The sequence below is a fragment of the Acinetobacter sp. yr461 genome, assembly GCF_900110445.1.
Classification (GTDB): Bacteria; Pseudomonadota; Gammaproteobacteria; order Pseudomonadales; family Moraxellaceae; genus Acinetobacter; species Acinetobacter calcoaceticus.
Map to the genome: position 1 here is coordinate 593,533 of NZ_FODU01000001.1, position 23,080 is coordinate 616,612.

Below are 23,080 nucleotides of genomic sequence, written 5' to 3' on the forward strand. Positions count from 1 at the left end.
TCATTTATATTATGTAAAAATGTAAATAATTTGGTTAAATCCTTTTTTTTATTTTTTGCATATTTTATTTTAGTACCAAATATTATTTTTGATAAATGAGAAATATGCAAAATAAAAAGTTGATTTGGTTAATTGTCTTAATATTAATACTTATTGGTTTTATCTACTACTTCTATCCTAAGAATCAAGAGGATAAATTGAATTCTCAGCAAGGTAGCTCCGAAACAAAAGAGAAGTTAAATAAAAATAATTCAATAGCTTCAAATGAAGTTAACCGAAAAGTTAAGTTCGAAAAATTCAATCCACAGCTGAATTGGAAGGATAAAAAACTTAAAATTAATGGTAAAGAAATTGATTATAGATTTGGAGAAGGTAATCCCGAAGAAGTAGCCTTAAATCCTGAAGATTATCGTGCTAAAGGTGATCATGATGGAATTCCGTATGTCACTCCAGAAACAGAAAAGAATCTCAATGATTTTTTGTCTGACTCCGATTTACCCGATATTTTAGATAAATGTGAAAATTATAATCGTAATGAGATGGCTAGGCTTAATCCAAATATTCCTGCTAATCAGCTACCTATTTTATTATCTTCAAGTGACTTTGATATCGAAAACTTGATGAAGGTAGACCCTAATACTGGGCGAAAAGAAATAGATTTATCAATTATTAATAGAATAAATGACTTCATGAATACATTAAGTAACCCTATGTCTGGTGATGAATTCGCTGTTAAATGTGCAGGTACTTCATATTTACAAAGCATTGAACGTATAAAACAAAAATTTACTACTTTAAATAAGTCATATACCAATACGGGAGGAGGCGTATTAGGTAAAGAGTGGACACGTTAATTTTAAAAAAACTTAATTATTCCTTTGAGGATATTTCTATGAGAAAAAAGCTTCCAACAACAATAATGGCTGCTGTTTTAAGTACTTCTGTATTTGCAGATGCGCCGCGTAAATCACCTTGGAATTATACTTCAGCTTCTAATTATGCTTATCAATGGGCCTTATCTCGAAATGCAAATTATATAAATTTCTCTAATGATTGTACTAATTTTGCTAGTCAAGCTCTAAGGGCCGGTGGGTGGAAAGATACAGTTTCTTTGCAATCGACACAGGCTTCAAGTTGGTACTATAAATCTGCTACAAGCTACGCTCAAACCTGGTCAACTGCAAATGGTCTACGATATCGTTTTACTAATGGTTATGAGCTTGGAACAACTAAATTACCAAGAAGTCTTTTAGGAACAGTACCTGAATATTTACATACTGATATTCGATTAGGAGATATTATTTTTGCTGATTGGAATGATGATGGAATTTATGACCATACTATGGTGGTTACGCAAGTAAATTTAACTTCAACTTTGGTTAGTTATCATTCCAATGATAATAGAGACAAATCTATGTTAACTATTTCTTTGGAAAATCCAAACGCCCGCTTTGAGGTTTATCACATAACTTAAATATGCTGTAATTTAAAAAGGGCGCATTTCGCGTCCTTTTTTATTGCTTCGTTATAGCCACCTCATAGGTGGTTTTTTTATATCTATAGGAATCACTTATGAGCAATTTTGTTTTTAAGCGTGGTGACACATTCAACTTAAATTTGCAGCTCGTTGATATGGATGATGCGCTGCAATATCCAGCCAATGATGTACGTCGAGCGATTGATTTAACGGGTTATACCTTTACTTCTCAGGTCAAAACTTTGGATGGTACCGCTGTAGCAACATTAACTTGCGCCGCACTGAGCCAAGCGACTCAGAAAGGGTGGTTGAACGTGAAGTCGAGTGCAACTACAACAGCTTGGCCTTTAGGTTTGTGCCAGATGGATATCAAAGCAGTTTTAGGTGGAGTAATCCAACATACTGAAACCCTGACATTCCAAGTTATTGATGGAGTAACGGCATAATGGCAAATCTAGTTTTTAAATTTTCATGGGATCATCGGCCCTTTCAATATAACTCTGCTCAAGGAAAGCGGCAGTTTATGCTTCCTTTTGCCTCAGGTATTCCAAATTTAACACCCGACTGGTCGCAGGTAACAGGGCTTGGCACAGCGGCCATAAGAAATACCGGTATTGGAAACGGAGAGGTTGCAACTTTCGGTCCATATGGTGTTGCTGATTTTGGATATGGAGCTTCACCAGTATCTGAACCGGAAACAGATTTGGATTTAGTTTATAAGTCTGGTACTCAAAAAACACGCTTTAAAAATGCGCCCTCTAATATTTATACAAATCCATTTGTGGCGGGTTATGGACCTTCAATTGTGATTACACGTGGAGGTCTTACTGGAACGGAGTTATTCTTACCGTATTACACCTCAACTCGTGCCAATAACATGGCAGTAATCGCATGGAGTTATAACTCTTCTACTGGAAATCTTAGTAAAACCGAGCAAATTGTTTATACGAGCAAGAACGCCATCATTTATACGACAGATAATAGTGCCACAAGTGGGAAGTTGGTTACTGTGGCTAATACAGGCGAACTGAGTTCAAAAGGCTTTACTGTCGATTCTAACGGGGTTTATAAAGCAGCTTCACCGATTGCAAGACTGTTTGCTGATTCACTTGAACTGAATGAAGACGCTTCAAAACAGCCGATTAGCTTTGAAAAGATAGATGTTGGTGACTATCTGATTAAAGACTCCCTAGGCTTTGCTAAAGAAGGCTGGTATATCGAAATGCCCAAGGATGCTAATGGCAATGTAGTTGTAGCCGTGTCTTATGAGCAGCTTGAAGATGGAGACATTTCAGTAAAAACCTACAAGAAAAAGTTCGATATCGAGACAGCCTCAATTATTCCTGATTTCGATAGTCCTGTAGATATTCCTGAATCCCGCTGGATTGATATTCGATTGCATGAAGAACCAGAGCCTGAAGAGCCACCAAGTGAAACACCCGTCGAGTTTCAGCCGACTAACTTATCTGAAGCAGTAGCTGCGGCACTAAATGGTATAGAACCGCCTGAATCCTCAAACCCTGATGAAACTCTTTAAAGGACCGCTTAATTAGCGGTTTTTTTACACCCATTTTTTAAACGACCCGCTGATGAAGCGGGTTTTTTAATGCCTAAATTTTGGAGAACCATAAATGAGTTCAGGCGCAAAAATTCGATTATATGCTTGTGAAGAAGCAGTACTGGGAACAACTCCAGCTAATCCAATCTGGTACGTCGTTCGCCGTGTGAGTGACGGATTATCAGAAAACGTCTCTACAGAAGAAAGTAGTGAAGTTGTAGATTCACGCTTTCGTCAGGGTGGAGTGGTTACTGAAGCTGAAGTGGCTGGTCAGTTAGAGTTTGAATTATCTGTAGGAACATTCGATCTATTTTTGAGTGCTCTTGCATTTAACAACTGGGCAGCAAATGCACTTAGCTTTGGTGGCACAGTACGTAAATCATTCACTCTGGTTAAAGTATTTGAAGATGTTGGACAGGTCTTTATTTACCGTGGTGTTCAGGTAAATACGGGTGAAATCACCATTCAGACCACAGGAAAGATTACTGGTAACTTTGGCTTGGTTGGTAATTCCTTTACTCGTCAGCAAGTAAACCCAGTTACCAATCCAGTAGCAGCATCAAGCCGCCCACTGGTCAGTATGCCTAACGTTGAAAACTTACTTGTGAATGGTCAATCTATTCAAGGTAAGGCATGTATGCAGTCACTCACACTATCAATTAATAATAATCTTGAAGCTATCCGCTGTATTGGTTCAGGTAAGTACACACCAGAGTTCTATTTAGAGAAGATGATGGATATTGAAGCGAATGCTTCATTTATGTTCTCGGCCACAGCTGCAGGTTGGATTGATGCCATTAAAACCCGTGATGTATTCACACTAACATTTGATATTAAAGACAGCAAAGGCAGTAAGTACTCGTTCAACTTTCCTCAATTGGAAGTAATGGAAGCTAATCACCCAGACGGAGGTGGTGATGACATCATCACTTTAGATATCAACTTTGCTCAAGTCCGTACAGCTCCGACGATTGTACGAGCGCTTGTGTAATTCAAATTAATAAACCTTAAAGCCTATGGAATCCCATGGGCTTTTTTATTTTCTAAATTTCAGAGGTAGGTATGGCTTTAAAAGTCGGAATTGTTCGAAGCTCAGAAGTATCTAAGTGGTGCGTATTTGAAACCGTAGATGGACAGGCTGAGTTTAAAATTCGTGGGATTGGTTATAAGCCGTTTCAAGTTGCGTTAGAAAAGGCAGGCAATCAGATCTCATCTAAAGGCTATGACGTGATGGTAAAAGATGAGAACGGAAAGCTTTACCATGAGCTTTTGTTGGATGCTGCTGGAGCGCATTTAATTGAAGACTGGAAGGGTGTTGTTTTTGCAGAAGTGGTAGATGGTGTAACAGTTGAAATTGATCAACCTTACACGCCTGAAAATGCATCTAAGCTGCTTAACCTTGGTGATATTGGTTTATTGATCTGGTCGTTCGTTAAAGAGCAAGCTCAAAAGATCCAGGAAGAGGCTGACAAAGATAAGGCGACGATTTTGGGAAAGTCATCGAACTCTACAAGTACCAAAAGACCTATGCGTCGAAAACGCCGCACGAAATCGAACAAATCAAGTTCTTAGGTGGGCATATCCCAGATCCACCTGAATATTCTTATGCAGCAGATTCAATCCTTTCTGCCTTTTATACGATTATCAGATCTAGGCGATATGAGCAGGGCATTCCGCTATCTTTAGATCAGCAGGCTATCAACGTTTATGCAGATCATAACGATATGCCAGTTGATGCTCATATCTTCAATGATTGTATATTTGCCCTGGATAATCTATTTATTGAAGAGGCTCATAAGAAGATTTCTAATAAATTCAAAAAGTAATAAATAGCTATCTACGTGATGGCTATTTTAGTTATTGTGCCACACATACTCTAAAGTCTTCAAAAAACAGTACATGCCAGCTCTATTCAAGCTTTCACAGCATGAATACACCGAGCAAACTTTAACTAGAGATTTTGGTGCTGTAATTAATTTCTACAAAAAACTTTTGTCGTTAATTGCGGTTGAAATCATTTATAATTTAATCACTTTTTATACTTTCAAATAAATATTTTAATACTTGGATCAATATGAAAATTCTCTTAAAAGTTTTATTAAGTTTATCGTTCTGTTTTGCGCTTAATGTTTCTGCTAGTGATCCTAATAATTTAATCGAAGTAATGCCTCCAAATTTACACTGGAAGCAAATCCCTAAAATTAATATTAGTGATCAGGAACTTCAAGGATATGACAGAGAGGTTGTTGTAGGTTTTTTAGCGAATGAAAAGGGTAAAGTAGTAGATACTACAATCATTAAAAGTAGTGGTGTTGAATCTCTAGATAAAAAAAGCTTAAAAGCCATGAAGAATGCTAGCTTTTACCCTTATCAAGAAAATGGTTTTTATGTTGGATTTTATGGTAAGCAGCCATTTAGTTTTGATGTTTCTAGAAAACCAAAATTTGCAGTTTTTCCTGAGATTAAGGTGAATAAAGATGATGTTAAAGGGCAAATCAGATATATGAGTATTTATTCAGAAGCAGATGATAATGGCAATATCACAGTTGCAAAGATTCAAAAAAGTACCGGTTTTCAAGAATTAGATAATTTTGTTTTAGATGAATTCCGTAAAAAAGCAAAATTTTTCCCTTTGATAATTAACGGCAAATCTTATCCGATTAGTGATACTACAAATTTAACGCTAACTAAGTTTTCTACTCTTCACTACTAGAATATTATTAATTTAATAGACACTGATTTATAAAATGACAAAATCTAAGAGAAACCTAATGAAAAGGCTTTATCTATTTACACTTATGTTTACATTGATAGGAACGGTTCAAGCCAAATCAGTTGAAAATATGGAAGTAAAGAAAAAGTGTGAAATATTTACAGAATTAGCATTGGTCTATTTAGATAATTATTTCAAGGGTCAAAGTCGAGAGGAACAATATCATTTAGTTAAAGAAAATACTCGAGATGAAGTATTGATTGTTTTTAGTAAAAAATTAATTGACACTGTCTACGACTATACTCCATTAACGATGAATGAAAGTGATAGAAAAGCATACAGGAAAGAATATTCATCATTGTTTTTTGATAAGTGCATGCGAGGTTATAAATCTTCTAAATGAATTTTATACACACTACATAACCACCTTCGGGTGGTTTTTTAATGTCCTAAGTGTTAAATTTTAGCCATTATTAAAATGGGTAACTTCATGAAAAAAATTATTTTGTTAGGGTTAATTTGTTTGTCTTCTTCTTCATGGGCAGAACATAAAAACCTCGGAACTTGTGAGATTTCAAAAGATAAAATTATTGTTGGTGATGTGGGGTTGGGGAAATCAGTTAAGGAATTAGCATCAAAGGATTATAGAAGGCTTGAACTTGAGAATGATGTTTTTAACAAAATAGGGGCAAAGGAATATCGTGTTTCTATCTTAAATAGGACTAATGATATGTGGTTAAGTGGTCAACCAATCTATGATTTTAACTTCATAACCTATGATCCAAAAAATTATAAAATTTTAAGTTTTGGATTAAGTCTAAGAATGGACGATTTTCCAGTTGGCAAAGTTAAAGATGCCCTTATAACCTTATATGGTTTACCTAAAGCTGGATGGAGCTTGACTCAAGAAATTGATCCTAAATACGGTGACGTCAATGAATATCATTATAGATGTAAGGACTATTGGATAGATATATCACAATCTGGATTGGGAACTAGTCTGAGAATGTATGATAAAGGTGGGGCGAAATGAAAAAGATTATTTTGTTGAGTTTAGTTTTCTTGCCTATTTTGTCGATTGCAAAACCTTCTAAACCTATGAGCGATGATGAACGGGATAAAAATTGCCGAATGTACATGGAATTGGCTAATACTGTCATGATGCAAAAACAAAATGGTTTACCATTGATTAAAGCTTTAGAGGCAAATGATTCAGCACTCAAGAAAACTCCAAATAAAAATATGCATAAAATAACTACTTTAATTATTCGTGATGCTTATGAGCAACCGAGTTATTCAGCCCCATCAATAAAGCAGGAACAGTTAAATGAGTTCTCTGCAAAATATTATTTGGGCTGTATGGCAATGTATGAATAATAGAAACAACCTAGAGTGTACTGTTTTACTGGAATAGGTTCAGGATCAAATATGAAAAAACTTTTATTATTTATATTGTCTTTGAGTGCTTACTCAATTGCGAATGCTGGATTCAATATATTAAATACTCCAGAGGTGATATCGGTAGGTAGATGTCATATGGGATATTGTTCTTGGTCTAAATCCATTAGTACAAAGATCATATCAGAAACAAGTAAAAATGTTTTACTTGAGGCAACCTTGTTGGGTGGTACTTCGGATTTTGATCCTGAAGATAGTAGAGGCGGAGATCAAGATATACGCTGGGACAAAAAACCACACAAATTAATTATTAATTGCTCCTATACAAAACCATCGGTTGGAAGTGGCTCTCAAATAACAATATTGGATTTTAGTAGCGCTGATGGGATGCCAGCAGTATATGATAGTGATATATCAGTTTATTTTAAGTATTGTCATTCCTACACCGATAATGGTGATGCCCCAAAAGAGTTTGGATATATAAATTAACGCAAGTAGAGAAAGCAGCTTAGGTTGCTTTTTTATATAAAGGCTAAATTATTTTAATACATCAGATTGGTAAATATATTTAACTTAAATAGACCCACTCAATGAGTGGGTTTTTTATTGCCTGGAGAAAAGTAAAAATGGCACAAGAATCCCGTTTGGTCATTGTTATTGATTCGCAGAATGCTGAACGTAATGTCAAAGCCTTGGCAGAAGAATTATCAAAATTTACTGATCGAGGTGATTCCGCATCAAAATCTTCAAAAGATATGGGCAAACAGCTTTCTGTTACCAATAACATTGTTCAAAATTTTAATACCACCGTTAATAATTCTAATACTTCAGTTCAAAAAACGGTTGAAGTGACTAAGCAAGCAACTCACCAAAATCATAAATTTGCTCAAGAAATTAAAGCCACAACCAATGAGCTGGATAAACAAGATAAAGCGGCTAATTCATTCGGTATTTCAATTAAAGCTTTGGCTGGATATATGGCAGGCCTGGCTACGGTCAATGCTGCAATTGGTCAAATAGATGCTTATACAGGACTACAAAACCGTTTAAAGCTAGTTACTAAAGACCAGACGGAGTTAAATAAGGCGACTGAAGATACATTCAGAATTGCTCAAAATACCTATTCAGCATGGGATTCTGTTTTACAGGTTTATCAAAGATTTAGTGATAATGCTAAATCTTTAAATCTAACAATGGATGATACAGCGCGTTTAACTGAAACTGTTTCAAAAGCTGTGGCGATTAGTGGCGCGAATGCTTCTGCGGCAGATGCAGCATTAGTTCAATTCGGGCAGGCCTTAGCGAGTGGTACCTTACGTGGTGAGGAACTGAACTCTGTCATGGAACAAACACCGGCTTTAGCAAAAGCTATTGCTCAGGGAATGGGTATTACCGTAGGAGAGTTGCGTACAGTTGCTGCTGAAGGAAAAATTACATCGCAAGAAATTGTGAAAGCTTTAAGAAATGTAGAGTCTGATGTAGATGCATTATTTGGTAGAACTGATATTACGATCAGCCAGTCATTAACTCTTCTTAATAATGAGATTACTAAATTTGTTGGGGAGGCTAGCCAGGGAAGCGGAGCGGCTCAAGTATTATCTGGTTCAATCAAGGTTTTAGCCGAAAATTTAGAATCAATCTCTTATGTAGCTATTCTAGGTGGTACAGCATTACTAAGCAAAGCAATCGCAACACAAGTATCAGCTTTAAATACCAAAGTAGGGTCCTTAGTTGCTGACAATGCTGCATCACAATTGCAAAAGCAAAAGGCGATCGAAAGTGCCAAAGCAGCACTGGCTGAAGCTGAAGCGCATTTAGTTAATGTGCGAGCAACAAATGCCGAAACTCAAGCCAAATTTGGAGCAAGTGCAGCTAGTGCCAGATATGTACTTGCAGCCAATAATGTTGAGAAAGCAACAAAGGCGGTAACTTTAGTGCAAGGTAAAAGCGCTTCAATGGCAGGCTTATTGAGCGGAGCATGGGGATTGATTGGTGGTCCAATTGGGGCAATCACATTAGGCGTGACTGCTTTGGCTGCTACTTATATGTATTTCTCAAGTAAATCTGCTGAAGCCACAGCAAAGCTAAAGGAGCAGGCCGAAGCTGCAAAGTTGACTAAGGAAGAAATTAAAGCTCTTAATGATGAACAACGTAAGGAAAAACTAGGGGATTTAGCAGCAACTTTGGATGATCAGAACAAAGCCTTGAGAGAGCAAGAATTAGCGGTCGGTTCAGCATTGATCAATATCCAGAACTATGCGGTGGGCAATGCCAAAGTTGCTGAAATTTCGAATAAGGCCAGACTTGGCACCATTTCATATACAGAGGCGATTGAGCAATTAAAGAGTCAAAAGATTCCGTCCGATTTACGGGATGCATTGCTTAAACAAGTGAATGCCTATGATGAAGCAGCTGAAATTGCTGCCAAGACCAAGCATACATACAGCTTATTTGGTGTTGAGGTAACACTTGCAGGAAATAAAGCTGAAAATGCTATCGTAGGAGTGGATAAAAACACCAAGTCCTTGAATGAGAATGAAAGGGCTGCATTAGCTGCTAAAAATGCACAAAAACAATATGCCGATTCATTGGCAGATCGTAAATTTGAAGCATTAGTTACCAAAGGTTTACTTGCCAAAGGTTACTCACCTGAACAAGTTAAGCAAATGGTTGAAACTGCAAGCTGGGCGCGGAAAAGCGGAGTAGAAGTTTCTAATGAATTATATCAGATTGGTTTGCAGACTCTTTCGATAGAGGAACAAAACAAGAATGTGATTGATGCGAAGAATAAAGCATTAAAGGAAACAACTAATGAGTTATCTAAACAGCAAAAACTTTCGAAACGATTAGTCGGTGTGTCAGGCCAGTCAGGAATTGGTACAGGACCACATCTTGATGTTCGTTATGGCGGTTCAATGTCTGGCCAGAAAGTTTCTAATGAACATCTTGCGCGATTGCAGGCAGGTGGCAAACCTCTATCCAATTACAAGATCAGTTCCAATTATGGTCCACGAAAAGCCCCTACTAAAGGGGCTTCTTCATTTCATAAGGGTATTGATTTTTCAATGCCTGAAGGCACACCAATCACGACTAATGTTCCGGTGAAAGACATTAAGACCCGTTACGATAGTAAAGGTGGCGGTTATGTCAGTGAGGTGATATTTGAGGATGGTGTATCCCTAAAACTTCTTCACCAATCACCAAGTATGCAAAGCAAGGTTAAAGGTGGGGCAAGTAAAGGAAGTGATAAAGCTTCAGGTGATATTCAATCACAACTTGATCGTCAACTAGATGCTCAGCGGTCACTTGAAAATGAAGTGGCCACTGAAGTACAGCGGATCCAGAATAACTTAACGGTTAGACTGGAGGATGTTGATAAGGCCGGTTTTTCACCAGAACGTACAGCCGAAATCAAGGCAGAATTACAACGCCGTGCTGATAATGATATTGCGATCGCTAAACAAGCTATTAGCAGCAAACTTGAGGACTATAAGGAGTTCCAGAAAACCGAGACTGAACTACTTAAAGAAAATTTTAATCGCAGGAAATTTAATGCGGCTCATAATATTGAATTAAGTAAGTCTGAACAGAAACAGGCAGTGGAATTGCTGGAACAGCAATATCAGCAAGAAAACGCGCTTATAAAGTTGGCTCAAGAGCAGCGTTTATTTCAAGCTAAACAAGCTTTGTTGACAGAAACCCAAGCCATGCAGGAACGCTATAGATTAGAGCGGGAGGAAATAGCAAAAACTGTTAAAGATACTGAGGAACGTCAAGCAAGAATCGCGTTCTCAAAAGCCAATCAGAACAAAGAGACACGCGACAAAGTTAATAATGCTGTTCAAAACTGGGGCGGTATACAGGCTGATATGAATGGTACCAGCGAATTTTATAGACAGGATCAAGAACGATTTAGTCGATTGGGTGCTGCTAATGATTTGGCTGATAGTAAATTTGGTGCTGCTGATTTAGATGAACAAAACTCATTAGAAACACTCAATGCTCAGTTTGAGCAGCAGCTTATTAGTCAGCAAGATTTTGAAAACCAGAAAACTGCAATCATTCAAGCTGCTCAAGAGCAACGCAATCAAATTGGTAGTGAATATGCTCAGAACGCTAAAGATATTGAAGACAAATATCAACAGGATCGACTGAACACCCAAATAGCTCTTGGTGGGCAAATGATGGGTTCAGTCACCTCAATGTTTGGTTCTATGTTTGGCGAACAATCCAAAGCCTATAAGCTTATGTTTGCGGCGGATAAGGCTTATGCGATCGCTGCGGCCGGACTTGCTATTCAGCAGAATATTGCAGCAGCTGCAAAGGTTGGTTTTCCTTACAACTTACCTTTGATTGCTGGAGCCGTTGCACAAGGTGTCAGCATTATTGCAAACATCCGGGCAATTAAGGATCAAGGCTTTGCGGATGGTGGTTACACTGGCTCTGGTGGTAAGTATGAAGCTGCGGGTATTGTCCATAAAGGCGAGGTGGTCTGGTCACAGGATGATATCCGCCGTTGGGGTGGAGTTGGTTTAGTCGAGAATATGCGTAAGAGCTCAGGTCCTGAAGCATTTATCAATAACCATGCTCAAAACAACACTTCTACAGAGAATGTCTTTAATCGTTCTTTCTTAAGCTCAAAAGCTTTTAATGATAGTCAAAGTATCTCGAATATTTTTAATCAACCTACTCGAGAAAATCAGATTATTACTAAAGGCTTTGCTAACGGTGGATTTACTGGAGGAGCTGTTTCAAAGCCTCCCGCTTCCGCTCGTTCAGATTTATTCCACGACGGAAAAGTTTACTTCTCATCCAATGGTTTAGTTCAGGATAGGTCAAATCTCGAAGTTGTACAGGACTTTACCTCTGGGCAATCTCCGCGTCCTCAAGCTGAGTTTATGCCTTCTTTTGAGCAATCTTCTCCAACTATCAATTTCAAGATTGAAGTACTGAATCAAGTCAATGGGGCAACAGTTGAAACTGAACAACTGGATGAGAAAACTGTCCGGATCATCGTAAGAGAAGAACTGGATAAGCAACTTCCAAAAGCGGTACCAAAATTAGTTAGTGAGGATATTAAAAATCCGAACTCTCTAGTTAGTCGGTCATTGACTGAGAATACGACAGCAAGACGAAATCGATAACTAAACATCGTTGGTTTGAAGTATTCCAGATTCTAAATGATGTAAAAATGAATATAAATGGAATGTTAAATTTTATACATTTAATTTAGTGTTGGATGAATATCGTGCAGTAATTTCTTATAAACTGGTTTTATGCCTTTTAATTTCTATTGACACGTTCTATTATTTTTTCAAGCGAAGCCGACTCTAAACAAGTCGGCTTTTTTAGTGCCTGAAAAAAGTAGTGGAAAAAATTGAGAGATTTCTAGTTATGTCAAAAGTTTAAAAATATGGACAAGTTCATTCTAAACAAAATTTAGAAATTGAAACTGTTAACTCTAATAAAGCAAAAACCCCAGTGTTGGTAGCACTGAGGTTTTTAGTTCCACTTAATCGTCGAGAATCAAGGAGAAGAATTACTATGCATGAAATTATAGCAGTGATTTTAAAATATGTAGAGGCAACTATGGAAAAATATGGTTTTGTAAAAGTAACAGGATCTATCTTTTTCGGAATTTTTCTTTGGCAGTTTTCGAACATTATTAACGCTCTGGCCAAGCTTATTGAGGTGGTTCAATGAAAGATAAATATACCTGGTGGGATGTTGGTAAACCAATATTAATGATCTCCATCCCAATATTACTATGGAAGTTAGATTCCATAATATTAGCGTTAAAATCCTAGAAACCGACCTAATTAAAAGTCGGTTTTTTATTGCCTGCAGGAAAGTTATGTACAAGTTAAAGCTAAATCCTCAAACAAATGGCTACGGCGTAACACCAGGTGATGATGTAAAGCGTCAGCAAATGGATGGAGGGCGAGGACGCTATTACATCGATGTAAAACGTAATAGTCACATTGTCGATGTGAACTGGAATTTAAGTAAAACCGATTTCAATAAAATGATGGCCTTCTGGCGTGTTTACCAAAGCAAACCAGCATCATTTTATGCGGATCTTGTTATTGATCAGGGAGCGCGCCAGCAATATCAATGCAACTTCATTCCCAACTCATTCAAGACTAACGAGGTGAATGGAAATCTTTACCGGGTAACCGCTCAGATTGAAGTTGTTCAGAACCAGCCGAACCTTACAGCTGATGCAGCATTGATCAAAGATTGGGAGGTCTAATGGATAATGAATACGCCAAGTTCTTTCTCAATCGTAAAGTCGATATCTATCAACTGGAGTGTATTGAGTTATCACATCCATCTTTTCTAAACACTTATCGTGTTGTTCGTAATGATGATCGAGGTGTCTATGTACAGCACAGAGAAGGGTCAGGCCAGTTCTACTATGAATATTTACCATTAACGATTCAAAGATCCGGAATGTTAGGTGATCTGGATCAGACTTTAACTGTCTCAGTTTCAGGTCTTGGCGATATATTGCCGGATGAGTTTGAGCGAGTGCTGGAAGGCCAATTTGCAGATGTTAAACCTATTGTGAATTATCGGCTCTATAGTTCAGATAACTTGAATACACCAATCCATTATTTGCTAGGTCTTCAACTTGCAGGTGTTTCAATGAACCATAAAGCTGTGACTTTCAAGGCTGAATCACCTCGTTTAAATACCTCCAAAACTGGTGACATTTTCTCACTAGATAGATTTAGTGGACTGAAGGGAGCTGTATGAAAAGTCATGATCATTTGCTTGATAAGCAATACGACGAAGAACACTACAACTGTGTTCACTTTGCACATGAAGCCGCTCTAGATCTATTTGGAGTAGACCGGAGTGAAGCTTTGGATTTGTTCATGAAACCTAAAGGTCATATCGAGTTTAAAGTCTCACGATTAAAGCTCTTAAATCCGCTGCCCATGCCCAAGGAAGGCTGCATAGTCGCCTTCCATCCAAGACAAAGAAATAAGCCCCCGCATGTGGGGCTTTTTCGTGGGCAGAAGGTTTTACACCTGATGGAGAGTGGAGTCACTTATTTAGCTGAAGACGTCATTAAAGCAATGGGGTTTAGTCGGGTCAGTTACTATGATTAAGATTATTTATAAACAGGATCCTTTGTCTGAAGAGAAGACAATTGAGCATGCCGAAACTATCGGGCAATGGCTTACTTCAAAATATGAATACTTGCCTGAGCATGTTCGTATTTTTCATACATCAAGCAATATGGATCATGCGGAGATCTCTTTTGCCAATGAAGTTACTCCTAAGAATGCTCACGACTTAAAGCAGCTTGATTTCTTGCCGGGTACTTTCATTGTGATTGAAAACCCGAAAGGGATGCCTGCGCTTATTGCTGCTATCGTCTCTATTGTTTTAAGTGTGGCGATCGCATTTCTAATGCCCGCGCCGTCAATTGCCCAAACTACTCAGAATAACAATCAATCCTCATCTGCAAATAACGAACTTTCAAATCGCGAAAACAAAATGCGGGTGAATGGCCGTATTGCTGATATTTACGGGGCTGCTTGGGATACGCCTGACTTAATTGCAGTTCCTTACAAAGTCTATGAAAACAATGTTGAAGTTGAACATCTTGTTGGTTGTATTGGGCGTGGTCACTATCATATTAAAGGCGCTTACGATGGTGAAACCAATATTGTTGATATTGCAGGTGCATCGGTCGAGGTCTTTCGACCAGGTGTCGATATAGTATCCGGACAGCCTTATTTTTCGCTCGGTAGCGAAATTACTACACCGCCTTTAACTGTTCAGCATCAAAACTCAGTGAATGGTCAGATATTGCGGCCAGCCGATACTCAAAGTCTAGAGGGCACAAATTATCTTCAATTTGCATATCCAAACGAGATCCTGCGAGCAGCCGCAAACAATACTGATTTAACGACTAAGTTTGTCAGCAATGACCGAGTTGAAATTACTAATGCTTCTTTTACTTATAATGGGCAAACATACGATTTAAATGGTACGTACAGCGTCTTATCCGTTGCTGATGACCGAATGGCCTTATCAAATCCGGCAGCAGTAAATCCGAATTGGCTAAAGCTAAAAGAGCTCACTAATCAGCAAACTGGTGCTTTATCTCCAAAGCTTTCATCTATTGGCGAGAAGTGGATTGGTCCATTCATTCTGGACAACATTGAACGTAGTCGTGTCATCTTTAACTTTGTGGCGAACAATGGGCTTTATACCGTCTCTTCAGGAGGTAATCAGGCGGCTGTAAATGTCACAATTGAAGTTGAAGTAACTCCAGTGAATGAGTCTGGTGCAGCTATTGGCAACCCAATGCTAAAACAGATCATTCTCAAGGGTTCAGCTAAGTCACGGCAAACTGTCGGTGCAACGCTGGATATGGTCACATTTCAAGGGCGCTGTAGCGTACGTGCTCGCCGATTAACACCAACTCCAGCAGTGACAACCGTAGTAGATGAAGTGAAGTGGCAAGCACTCTACGGTGCTTATCCATTACAAAGCACGATGTATGAACATGAAACGGTTTTCCGTGCACGTACATATGCAACGACTGGAGCCTTATCTGTTAAGTCGCGCAAGATCAATTTCGATCTTCAGCGGATGTTGCCAACATACAAAAATGGAGCGATGACAGCAGAGTTGTTCCCAACTTCAAGCTTTGCAGATGCTTTGGTTTCAATGGCGCTCGATGACAAGATTGGCCGCCGTACGATCAATGAGATTGATATTGAAAACATCTATCGTACTTATAACGATATTGTCGATTACTTCGGTACGCCTTTAGCTGCTGAGTTCTGTACAACCATTGATGACACTAATCTTTCATTTGAAGAGCTGGTCACCAACCTTTGTGATGCTGTTTTTTGTACGGCATATCGACAGAACAACAAGCTAAAGATCTACTTTGAACGACCAACAGATAACTCGGTATTACTGTTTAACTTCAGGAATATCATTCCGGATAGTTATAAGCATGATCTAACGCTAGGCATGATGGACGACTATGATGGGTTGATCTATGAATATACGGATCCGACCGATGATAGTCGTATCAATATTTATTTGCCGGATAAGGGATCCAAGAATCCCAAAGAAGTTAAATCTGTTGGTGTGCGTAACAAATGGCAAGCTCGTTTTAATGCGTACCGGCTTTGGAACAAGCTCCGCTTTCAGCGCAAATCAATCACTTTTGATGCAGCGCCAGAATCGGAATTACTGGTTTTACGTGACCGTATTGCTGTAGCGGATTACCGCAATGGCGTTCATCAAAGTGGTGATGTGGTGAAACAAGAGGGCTTAATTCTAACTCTAAGCCATGATGTAGATTTCATCGCTGGTAAGAGCTACGTGATTTATTTGCAAATGGGAGATGGTACCGTTGATCTACTTCCTATTACTGCCGGATCTGCTAAGAACAAAGTAGTTTTAGGACGGTTGCCCAACGGGGCTTTAAAACTAAGTCCAGATGATTTTATTAATACTATCTATACGGTTGTTAATGACGATACAAAGGACTCCTTACCTTACCTTGTCGCTAAGAAAGACCCAGTGGATAAGTTCTCAAATACGATTACTGCGGTGAATTATGATGTTCGGTATTACCTCAACGATAAAGATTTTATTGATGTACCAGTCGATGATTCTCCGATTTACATTCGATACGACCAGTTAGATATTAATCTGGCGCGGTTATATCAGATGCAAAGAGGTGACTTGCCAACCTCTGGAGAAATTAGCTTTATCGTTGAAGCCGGTGCTTTGGTTTCGAGCTCTAGTTCACTTCGACCAGAAACACGAATGGTGTATAAGTTCGACCACAATTCTAGTCCAGCAAAACAGGAGTTTATTGTACCTGCCGTCCAAGAACTGCCAGCGATTGATACAGGAGAGTTTCCTCCTGGTCTTACTGTAAATCTTACGATTAAAGGTTCAGTGGTTGGGCGTGGGGGCGATGGTGGTTTGCCACATTTGGCCTTTGGTGCATGGTCTAGTGATCCTGATTATAACTTTGCCAAAACACGCCGTGATGGGTTCCAAGGTGCACCGGGTTTAATGAACCGGCACGGTAAATTGAACCTGATTATTGACGGCGGAACACTTGCTCGAGGCGGCTCAGGAGGTGGCGCTACTCCAAGTGGTATCTACACTGAACTAACTTATGGAGTTCAAGGAGTACCGGGTGGAGCTGGTGCACCTTTTGGACGGGTTATGACAGGTCAGCCAATTTACAATGATACTCAGGACTGGCGTTGGTACTTTAATGGCTATTTTATGGTGGATAAGGTTACTGATGCAGAAGCTTTAGTATCTGGTAAAGGATACCGAACTCAAAACGACCGCTATGTATCACCTTTGTCAGGTGATGGAGGAGGCTGGGGTCAGCGTGGTACCAAGTCTTCAAACAGTGGTACTTCGAACTGGAATTACCATGGCACAACTGAAGGCCAGCCAGGAGCAGGCGGCACTGCAATTGTCGGAGTAGCGCCACTGACAACTAAATTGATTAATGGAGGAAAAATCTTACAAACCCTTTAATACTTTGAAAGAACTTAGAGCACCCAATTCGGGTGCTTTTTTTTGATTGGCCCAATGATGGATTGGACAACGTACAACTACCGCTTTCTAGCGGTTTTTCTATTTCTGGAGAAATAAATGGAACCAGTTTCCACAAGCGGTTTAACAGCATTATTAAAATTTTATGGCGCAGCAATTATGGTGACTTTAGCCGTCGCTTTAGTTGCAGCAGTTGTATTGATGACCCGGATGCCTCGCTCACCGCAAGAATGGGCAGTGGGCCTGATCTGTACAGTTGTATCAAGTTTAGCCGGTGGCTCATTTATTATCGTGAAGTGGGGGCTTCATGAATGGATTACAGATATTTGGGGGATGATGGCACTTGGAGGATTCTTCTTTGTTTGCGGTATTCCGGGTTGGGCTTTGGTCCGGTGGACATTTAACTTTATCAACAAACAGGAAGGTAAGACGATTATTGAAGTAATCAAAGAAGTTAAGAAAGCCAGAAGTGACATCGAAAACAGTTAATGCCGCCTTCGGGCGGTTTTGTTTAGAAGTACACGTATAAGAGAGAAATTACCTGTTGACAGTGAAAGCCTCTGGTTACTACTAAATCCTATTGACAACCAATATTATGAAATGACCACCACAGGGTGGTTTTTTTATTTTTACAGGCAGGAAAATTATGTGTGAAGAGTACGTCAATCAGCATAAACAATTTTTTAACAAAGTCAGCGGAAGTCCTTCCGCCTGATATTAAAAAAAGGATGGAGGTAAAGTTCATCTATTAATTTTATGGGAAGTAAGAAATGTACTTTATCCCAAAAAAGCAAAAACCCCAGTGCGCCAACACTGAGGTTTTTAATTCCACCCACCAATACAAGTAAGAGGAAAAATATATCTATATGGAGCATTTTAAACCAATAGTGGAGCTTATAAAAGTGTCTATTGAAAAGTACGGCTTATGGCAAACAATAGTTGCATTTATTCTATTGTTTTCCATCCCAATCTTAATGTGGAAGTTGGATGTAATAATTGCTTCTATAAAAGCATGAACCAACTTGAAAAAAACTGCGCCACCTACGGGTGGCTTTTTTACGTCAAAAGGAAAGTAAAATGAACATTGATCAATATCTTGAAGAACTTATTAATCGCGAAGGTGGTTATGTAAATAACCCTGCTGATCGTGGCGGTGCAACTAAGTACGGTATTACTGAAGCAGTAGCACGTACAAATGGTTTTAAAGGTAATATGAAAGATTTACCACTTGAAGTGGCCAAAGCAATTTACAAGAAGCAGTACTGGACAGCACCACGATTCGATCAATTAAATACTATCAGCTCAGCAGTAGCGGAAGAGCTTTTAGATACTGGTGTGAATTGTGGTACCGGTTTTGCAAAACCTCTTTTACAGCGTGCATTAAATCTATTGAACAACCAAGGCAAAACAGGGTGGCCAGATCTCTCCATCGATGGAATTTATGGCCCAGCTACTCTAAATGCTCTTAAAAATTATCTGTCAAAAAGAGGCAAAGAAGGCGAGAAGGTATTAGTTCGCGTGCTGAACATCATGCAAGGCCAACGTTACATCGAAATCTGTGAGCGCAATCCAAGCCAAGAACAATTCTTTTACGGTTGGATCGCTAATAGGGTTTCTTTATGAAAGCTTTAGTACTGCTGTGCATTCTGTTTTCAGGATGCACAGCTCATGCTATTAATAATAATGTGAGTGTTGGCATTTGCGTGAAAGTTCTCTAAGGAGAGCTTTTTATAAAAATTTTTAACTGTAAAAACCTAGTGCATAATTGTCCGTATTAATTTAACTAGCGATAACTTTTCTGGTAAATGGGTTAGGGATTTGATCTTTAGAATATTTTTGTTTGATCACAACAGTTCCTGCAATAAAGTCATGTATTGCACGTTTTCTTTTATTAAAAAGTAAAACTATGAACTCACTCCAGAACCATAATTGATTCAATAGGTTTATTAAACCATACCAAGTCGGTAACAATAGCATTATGTATTTTGCCCGATTCCCCCATCCTGCATTAAGATAAATATCTGGATCAGCCTGTTTTAAAGCAATGAGTTGAGCCGTAACTACAAAACAGGTAATGACAATTTCTACTGAAGATCTTAGTACAGCTTCTTTTAAGCCAATCTTATGACCATTAGGTAGAGTTATCTGGATACCTACTACCATTTTTCCTATAGTCGCACCAAATTTATAATGAAAAAAAATTATATAAGCATAATATAATGGGGCTAAGATTGTTGTTGTTAGTATGGCATTTAGCATTGAGATACTTTGAATGTAATAACTGATAAACATTACAGGTATAAATACAATTATATCAATAATTGCGGCACCTAGACGTTTCCAAAAACCAGCAAAAACCTTTTCACCGTTGATTTCGATAGGTAAAAATTCCATTTTTATTCCTTTAGTGAGAATTTATAAATTAATTTTTATTAATGTAAAATATTATAGTTAGTTGAATTAATAGTAAACAGAATTCATAAGAACAAATTTTAGTTAAATAGGCCCAGCTAGCCAGTAACCATGATTTGCGCAAGCATCAGGAATAGAAGGGGTGACTTGTGTAGGTTTTACTTCATATGGACCACCGCTTATTGATATTTCCTCGCCAATTAAAACAGATCGATTTGAAAAACTATTGGTAATTTTAAATATACCACGACTTGGATTTTCTAATTTGCTGCCATAGCGCCAAATAATTAATGGACCCGTTTCATCGCCAAGTCTGATACATCCATTTTTATCTGCATAAAGCTTTCCATGTGCTGAGGCCATCATTGAAATATTACTTTTCGTATTGCTTGTGATAAGTATCGGTTGAATAGAGACCTCTTTATTGTTAGCTATAATAGGCTTTACCATGCAAGAAGTAAGACTAATAGTTATTAAAGATGCTAAGAGTTGTATTTTCATATAAGGGCTTTTTCTTTACTTTTTAGTAATAGGTTCTATAAGTTGATTGATAATAACACCTTTACTTAGATCACATGCTGGTTCAGGTTTAACGATCTAGTTGTAGTCATTCAAATTAAGTGCATAAGCTTCTCCACAACTGAGGCTGTTCCTTTCACCCGAATAAACAGGACTACAACTTTGACCTTTACTCAGCGGCCCGATCTCATTTGTTTTTGACTAATGGTGATAAATGTCATTATGAGTAGCTGGCCAAATTGTCGATATAGGGCCAATTGATGTTTAAAGCCTTATTGGAATGTACTCTATTACACGATGCACCGCTCATACGATTAATAGCAATGTTAGTGTAGATATTGGTTTGAAAGCCCTCTAATGAGGGCTTTTTTTAGGCAAGTTAAAACATGCATAATTATCGAGATTTAGTTTGAAATAATTATTGCTTAATTGTGTTTACAGATGAAATATGATCATCAATATAATCAATAGGCATATAAATAGCTATATCAGGATTATCTGAACCTGCTGTGTGAATACCCACACCAGAAATGTTAGAAGAGGAGCCAGGATATATGAACCATGGTCCACCGCTATCACCGCCTGTACTTATATTAGCCTGACTACTATTTCCAACTTGAATCCATCCAGCAACACCGTCATGCGTTGCATTTCCATTTAAAATTTCACCACATGTAATTCCTGTTACTGCTCCTGATTTACAAACAAACATACCTTTTTTTTGGTTGAGGAAAGTAGTAATTGAAGTTAAGTTTAGTATTCCAGAGGCAGGAAACTCAGGAATACCATTTAAATCTTTATATTGGATTTTATTATCAACAACTAGACCTGTGGTTTCCCAAATCTGATAGTCATACTTATCTGCAATACCATCTTGTACTTGATGAGGCTTTTCAATAATAGGGCTATATAGAAGCACATCATGATTACCCATATTGGCAAAATATGCATTATCACAATGACCGGCTGTTAAAATTCCTTTTTTTGATACGCCTCCTGAAATATAACTAACAGCATAGCCTAAAGTACATCTATAACCAGTAGCACCAGCGCTACTCCAAACAGGATTACCACCATATAATCTATCGCCAGGTTGTACGCCCGTTGGAGCAGCTTGTATTTTAGGAATGTTTCCAATGTTAAAGGAAATTTCATCTGGACTGGAAAGTAGATTTTGTTTCGACGTAAATAATCTTTGCAGAGTTTGTAAATTGCTATTGTTTTCTACAGTTACTAAGAACTTTTGTTTTTCAAGATCATACACAGATGAAAAAGGAATATTAGAAGTAGTAAATAATTGGTTAATTTCATCTAATTTTTTATTGGTCTCATTACGAGATTTTTTCACTTGTTTGACCTGAACAAATTGTCTTATCTCAGGATCTAATGATTTTAAAAAATCAAAGCGATCCTTATTGTCGGAAAACATCACTATAATTTTATATACAGGAACATGCTGTATATACATATCCGCGTAATTTGGATCATTCATCTGATTTAATTTCTCAGATAAAGCTATTACTTTTTCTTGTAAATCGATTCTCTTTTTTGCTTCCGATTTACTAAGTTTGTATTTCTTTTCAACAGAAGAAATAGAAGGATTTGCATAAGTACAAGTAGCAAATAATCCACTCATTAAAAATAATGTTATTTTATTACTTAACGTTTTCAAAGGAAATCTCCTAAAATAATATATTCATTCGGGCAATTTTCTGGGGGATTAATATTAAATTTTACTTTTGAGCTTTCAAAAGAGACACCTCCAATGCCTGCTTTCGTATTTAACTTAATTGTTTTATTCGTTTTAGTGTCTTGAATTGCTTCTAAACCTCCATTTGAGTTGTAAATAACTTTTTGTTTTTTATTTAAAATTAATAAATAATCTTTATTGCTATCATCCTCTAAGTGGACTGACAGACAATTATCTTTAACTTGTATTTTTATAGGCACTTCTTTATCAAGGAAAAATACATTATCAATAATTTGAGTATTAGGAAATGAAGCTATAAATAACGAATCTTGTTGGTTTTTTTGATTTTTATTTATTACAGAGGATGTTTTTTCTCTTTCTAAATTTTCCGATTTATAATTCTTAAAATCACATCCATTTAGTGTGATAATTAATAATGAAGCTGAAAGTAAAATAATATTCTTTTTCATAAGAGGTAATTCGTTTCTCAAGCTAAAAATAGTTACATAGTGATTTTATAATCTATATTCTTATCTTGTTTTTGTTTATTTATGGAAGCCTTTTTTGTATCAATTGGTAAAAAACTTATAACCATTTGTTTTTTATATTTTAAAATTATATGATTTTTATACCTACTGTAATTACAGACTATTATTTTATAAGTTACTGAAAATATTTTTTTATAAAAAAACTACTCTCAAAACAAGGGTAATTGAACCTCTTACAGAGTTTTATGAATTTCCATGG

23 protein-coding genes are annotated in these 23,080 nt (G+C 37.6%); 19 read left to right on the plus strand and 4 right to left on the minus strand.

The annotated features are described in order from the left end of the window. Window positions 1–104: 104 nt before the first annotated feature. The 19 genes from BMW38_RS02960 (at window position 105) to BMW38_RS03050 (ending at window position 19,335) form a co-directional block, all read left to right on the plus strand. On the plus strand, window positions 105–854 hold the full coding sequence (locus tag BMW38_RS02960) for a hypothetical protein (protein WP_092705746.1): 750 nt from the start codon (window positions 105–107) through the stop codon (window positions 852–854). Between the two features lie 38 nt (window positions 855–892). Beyond that, window positions 893–1,474 carry an amidase domain-containing protein gene (locus BMW38_RS02965; protein ID WP_092705747.1) on the plus strand — a complete coding sequence of 194 codons (582 nt, stop codon included), beginning with the start codon at window positions 893–895 and terminating at the stop codon, window positions 1,472–1,474. A 98-nt stretch (window positions 1,475–1,572) separates the two neighbouring features. Continuing rightward, complete coding sequence (locus tag BMW38_RS02970) at window positions 1,573–1,923, plus strand: hypothetical protein (protein ID WP_092705748.1); 351 nt, start codon at window positions 1,573–1,575, stop codon at window positions 1,921–1,923. Further along, window positions 1,923–3,014 carry a phage tail fiber protein gene (locus BMW38_RS02975; RefSeq protein WP_092705749.1) on the plus strand — a complete coding sequence of 364 codons (1,092 nt, stop codon included), beginning with the start codon at window positions 1,923–1,925 and terminating at the stop codon, window positions 3,012–3,014. Before BMW38_RS02970 ends, BMW38_RS02975 begins: the two co-directional genes overlap by 1 nt. Before the next feature lie 94 nt (window positions 3,015–3,108). Next, complete coding sequence (locus tag BMW38_RS02980; protein WP_092705750.1) at window positions 3,109–4,026, plus strand: phage tail tube protein; 918 nt, start codon at window positions 3,109–3,111, stop codon at window positions 4,024–4,026. 71 nt (window positions 4,027–4,097) lie between these two features. Next, complete coding sequence (locus BMW38_RS02985) at window positions 4,098–4,607, plus strand: hypothetical protein (RefSeq protein WP_092705751.1); 510 nt, start codon at window positions 4,098–4,100, stop codon at window positions 4,605–4,607. A gap of 502 nt (window positions 4,608–5,109) precedes the next feature. Beyond that, window positions 5,110–5,748 carry a TonB family protein gene (locus BMW38_RS02995; RefSeq protein WP_092705753.1) on the plus strand — a complete coding sequence of 213 codons (639 nt, stop codon included), beginning with the start codon at window positions 5,110–5,112 and terminating at the stop codon, window positions 5,746–5,748. A 34-nt stretch (window positions 5,749–5,782) separates the two neighbouring features. Beyond that, window positions 5,783–6,151 carry a hypothetical protein gene (locus BMW38_RS03000; protein ID WP_244524329.1) on the plus strand — a complete coding sequence of 123 codons (369 nt, stop codon included), beginning with the start codon at window positions 5,783–5,785 and terminating at the stop codon, window positions 6,149–6,151. A gap of 87 nt (window positions 6,152–6,238) precedes the next feature. Beyond that, window positions 6,239–6,781: a hypothetical protein gene (locus tag BMW38_RS03005; protein ID WP_092705755.1), complete on the plus strand. Its 543-nt coding sequence runs from the start codon at window positions 6,239–6,241 to the stop codon at window positions 6,779–6,781. Then, window positions 6,778–7,125, plus strand: coding sequence for a hypothetical protein (locus BMW38_RS03010; RefSeq protein WP_170834026.1), 348 nt, complete (start codon window positions 6,778–6,780; stop codon window positions 7,123–7,125). The genes BMW38_RS03005 and BMW38_RS03010 overlap by 4 nt, the downstream gene beginning before the upstream one ends. A gap of 51 nt (window positions 7,126–7,176) precedes the next feature. Continuing rightward, the gene (locus BMW38_RS03015) at window positions 7,177–7,635 is read left to right on the plus strand and encodes a hypothetical protein (protein WP_092705756.1); all 459 of its coding nucleotides are present in this window, start codon (window positions 7,177–7,179) and stop codon (window positions 7,633–7,635) included. 137 nt (window positions 7,636–7,772) lie between these two features. Continuing rightward, window positions 7,773–12,290, plus strand: a complete 4,518-nt coding sequence (locus BMW38_RS03020; RefSeq protein ID WP_092706115.1) for a tape measure protein — start codon at window positions 7,773–7,775, stop codon at window positions 12,288–12,290. A 400-nt stretch (window positions 12,291–12,690) separates the two neighbouring features. Continuing rightward, complete coding sequence (locus tag BMW38_RS19410) at window positions 12,691–12,849, plus strand: hypothetical protein (protein WP_170834027.1); 159 nt, start codon at window positions 12,691–12,693, stop codon at window positions 12,847–12,849. 151 nt (window positions 12,850–13,000) lie between these two features. Then, window positions 13,001–13,399, plus strand: a complete 399-nt coding sequence (locus BMW38_RS03025; RefSeq protein WP_092705757.1) for a hypothetical protein — start codon at window positions 13,001–13,003, stop codon at window positions 13,397–13,399. Then, window positions 13,399–13,905, plus strand: coding sequence for a DUF1833 family protein (locus BMW38_RS03030; protein WP_092705758.1), 507 nt, complete (start codon window positions 13,399–13,401; stop codon window positions 13,903–13,905). The genes BMW38_RS03025 and BMW38_RS03030 overlap by 1 nt, the downstream gene beginning before the upstream one ends. Next, complete coding sequence (locus tag BMW38_RS03035) at window positions 13,902–14,264, plus strand: hypothetical protein (RefSeq protein ID WP_092705759.1); 363 nt, start codon at window positions 13,902–13,904, stop codon at window positions 14,262–14,264. The genes BMW38_RS03030 and BMW38_RS03035 overlap by 4 nt, the downstream gene beginning before the upstream one ends. Then, complete coding sequence (locus tag BMW38_RS03040) at window positions 14,257–17,694, plus strand: host specificity factor TipJ family phage tail protein (RefSeq protein WP_092705760.1); 3,438 nt, start codon at window positions 14,257–14,259, stop codon at window positions 17,692–17,694. The genes BMW38_RS03035 and BMW38_RS03040 overlap by 8 nt, the downstream gene beginning before the upstream one ends. A 117-nt stretch (window positions 17,695–17,811) precedes the next feature. Further along, entirely contained in the window at window positions 17,812–18,201 is a 390-nt protein-coding gene (locus BMW38_RS03045; RefSeq protein ID WP_092705761.1) for a hypothetical protein, read from the plus strand. Window positions 18,202–18,789: 588 nt separating this feature from the next. Further along, complete coding sequence (locus BMW38_RS03050) at window positions 18,790–19,335, plus strand: glycoside hydrolase family 108 protein (protein WP_092705762.1); 546 nt, start codon at window positions 18,790–18,792, stop codon at window positions 19,333–19,335. A gap of 156 nt (window positions 19,336–19,491) precedes the next feature. On the opposite strand, the gene BMW38_RS03055 is transcribed toward BMW38_RS03050, so the two are convergent. The 4 genes from BMW38_RS03055 to BMW38_RS03075 form a co-directional block, all read right to left on the minus strand. Continuing rightward, the gene (locus BMW38_RS03055; protein WP_092705763.1) at window positions 19,492–20,106 is read right to left on the minus strand and encodes an RDD family protein; all 615 of its coding nucleotides are present in this window, start codon (window positions 20,104–20,106) and stop codon (window positions 19,492–19,494) included. 102 nt (window positions 20,107–20,208) lie between these two features. Then, entirely contained in the window at window positions 20,209–20,625 is a 417-nt protein-coding gene (locus BMW38_RS03060; RefSeq protein ID WP_244524330.1) for a hypothetical protein, read from the minus strand. Between the two features lie 436 nt (window positions 20,626–21,061). After that, complete coding sequence (locus tag BMW38_RS03070; RefSeq protein WP_092705764.1) at window positions 21,062–22,315, minus strand: S1 family peptidase; 1,254 nt, start codon at window positions 22,313–22,315, stop codon at window positions 21,062–21,064. Beyond that, window positions 22,312–22,803 carry a hypothetical protein gene (locus BMW38_RS03075; RefSeq protein ID WP_092705765.1) on the minus strand — a complete coding sequence of 164 codons (492 nt, stop codon included), beginning with the start codon at window positions 22,801–22,803 and terminating at the stop codon, window positions 22,312–22,314. The genes BMW38_RS03070 and BMW38_RS03075 overlap by 4 nt, the downstream gene beginning before the upstream one ends. Between the last annotated feature and the right edge of the window lie 277 nt (window positions 22,804–23,080).

Coding starts and splice junctions, on each gene's coding strand:
- BMW38_RS02975 (WP_092705749.1), top strand. CDS start 1,923: ATGGCAAATCTAGTTTTTAAATTTTCATGGGATCATCGGCCCTTTCAA.
- BMW38_RS03050 (WP_092705762.1), top strand. CDS start 18,790: ATGAACATTGATCAATATCTTGAAGAACTTATTAATCGCGAAGGTGGT.
- BMW38_RS03000 (WP_244524329.1), top strand. CDS start 5,783: ATGACAAAATCTAAGAGAAACCTAATGAAAAGGCTTTATCTATTTACA.
- BMW38_RS03005 (WP_092705755.1), top strand. CDS start 6,239: ATGAAAAAAATTATTTTGTTAGGGTTAATTTGTTTGTCTTCTTCTTCA.
- BMW38_RS02960 (WP_092705746.1), top strand. CDS start 105: ATGCAAAATAAAAAGTTGATTTGGTTAATTGTCTTAATATTAATACTT.
- BMW38_RS03035 (WP_092705759.1), top strand. CDS start 13,902: ATGAAAAGTCATGATCATTTGCTTGATAAGCAATACGACGAAGAACAC.
- BMW38_RS02985 (WP_092705751.1), top strand. CDS start 4,098: ATGGCTTTAAAAGTCGGAATTGTTCGAAGCTCAGAAGTATCTAAGTGG.
- BMW38_RS03075 (WP_092705765.1), bottom strand. CDS start 22,803: ATGAAAAAGAATATTATTTTACTTTCAGCTTCATTATTAATTATCACA.
- BMW38_RS02980 (WP_092705750.1), top strand. CDS start 3,109: ATGAGTTCAGGCGCAAAAATTCGATTATATGCTTGTGAAGAAGCAGTA.
- BMW38_RS02965 (WP_092705747.1), top strand. CDS start 893: ATGAGAAAAAAGCTTCCAACAACAATAATGGCTGCTGTTTTAAGTACT.
- BMW38_RS03030 (WP_092705758.1), top strand. CDS start 13,399: ATGGATAATGAATACGCCAAGTTCTTTCTCAATCGTAAAGTCGATATC.
- BMW38_RS03015 (WP_092705756.1), top strand. CDS start 7,177: ATGAAAAAACTTTTATTATTTATATTGTCTTTGAGTGCTTACTCAATT.
- BMW38_RS02970 (WP_092705748.1), top strand. CDS start 1,573: ATGAGCAATTTTGTTTTTAAGCGTGGTGACACATTCAACTTAAATTTG.
- BMW38_RS03020 (WP_092706115.1), top strand. CDS start 7,773: ATGGCACAAGAATCCCGTTTGGTCATTGTTATTGATTCGCAGAATGCT.
- BMW38_RS03025 (WP_092705757.1), top strand. CDS start 13,001: ATGTACAAGTTAAAGCTAAATCCTCAAACAAATGGCTACGGCGTAACA.
- BMW38_RS03045 (WP_092705761.1), top strand. CDS start 17,812: ATGGAACCAGTTTCCACAAGCGGTTTAACAGCATTATTAAAATTTTAT.
- BMW38_RS03060 (WP_244524330.1), bottom strand. CDS start 20,625: ATGAAAATACAACTCTTAGCATCTTTAATAACTATTAGTCTTACTTCT.
- BMW38_RS03010 (WP_170834026.1), top strand. CDS start 6,778: ATGAAAAAGATTATTTTGTTGAGTTTAGTTTTCTTGCCTATTTTGTCG.
- BMW38_RS03055 (WP_092705763.1), bottom strand. CDS start 20,106: ATGGAATTTTTACCTATCGAAATCAACGGTGAAAAGGTTTTTGCTGGT.
- BMW38_RS02995 (WP_092705753.1), top strand. CDS start 5,110: ATGAAAATTCTCTTAAAAGTTTTATTAAGTTTATCGTTCTGTTTTGCG.
- BMW38_RS19410 (WP_170834027.1), top strand. CDS start 12,691: ATGCATGAAATTATAGCAGTGATTTTAAAATATGTAGAGGCAACTATG.
- BMW38_RS03040 (WP_092705760.1), top strand. CDS start 14,257: ATGATTAAGATTATTTATAAACAGGATCCTTTGTCTGAAGAGAAGACA.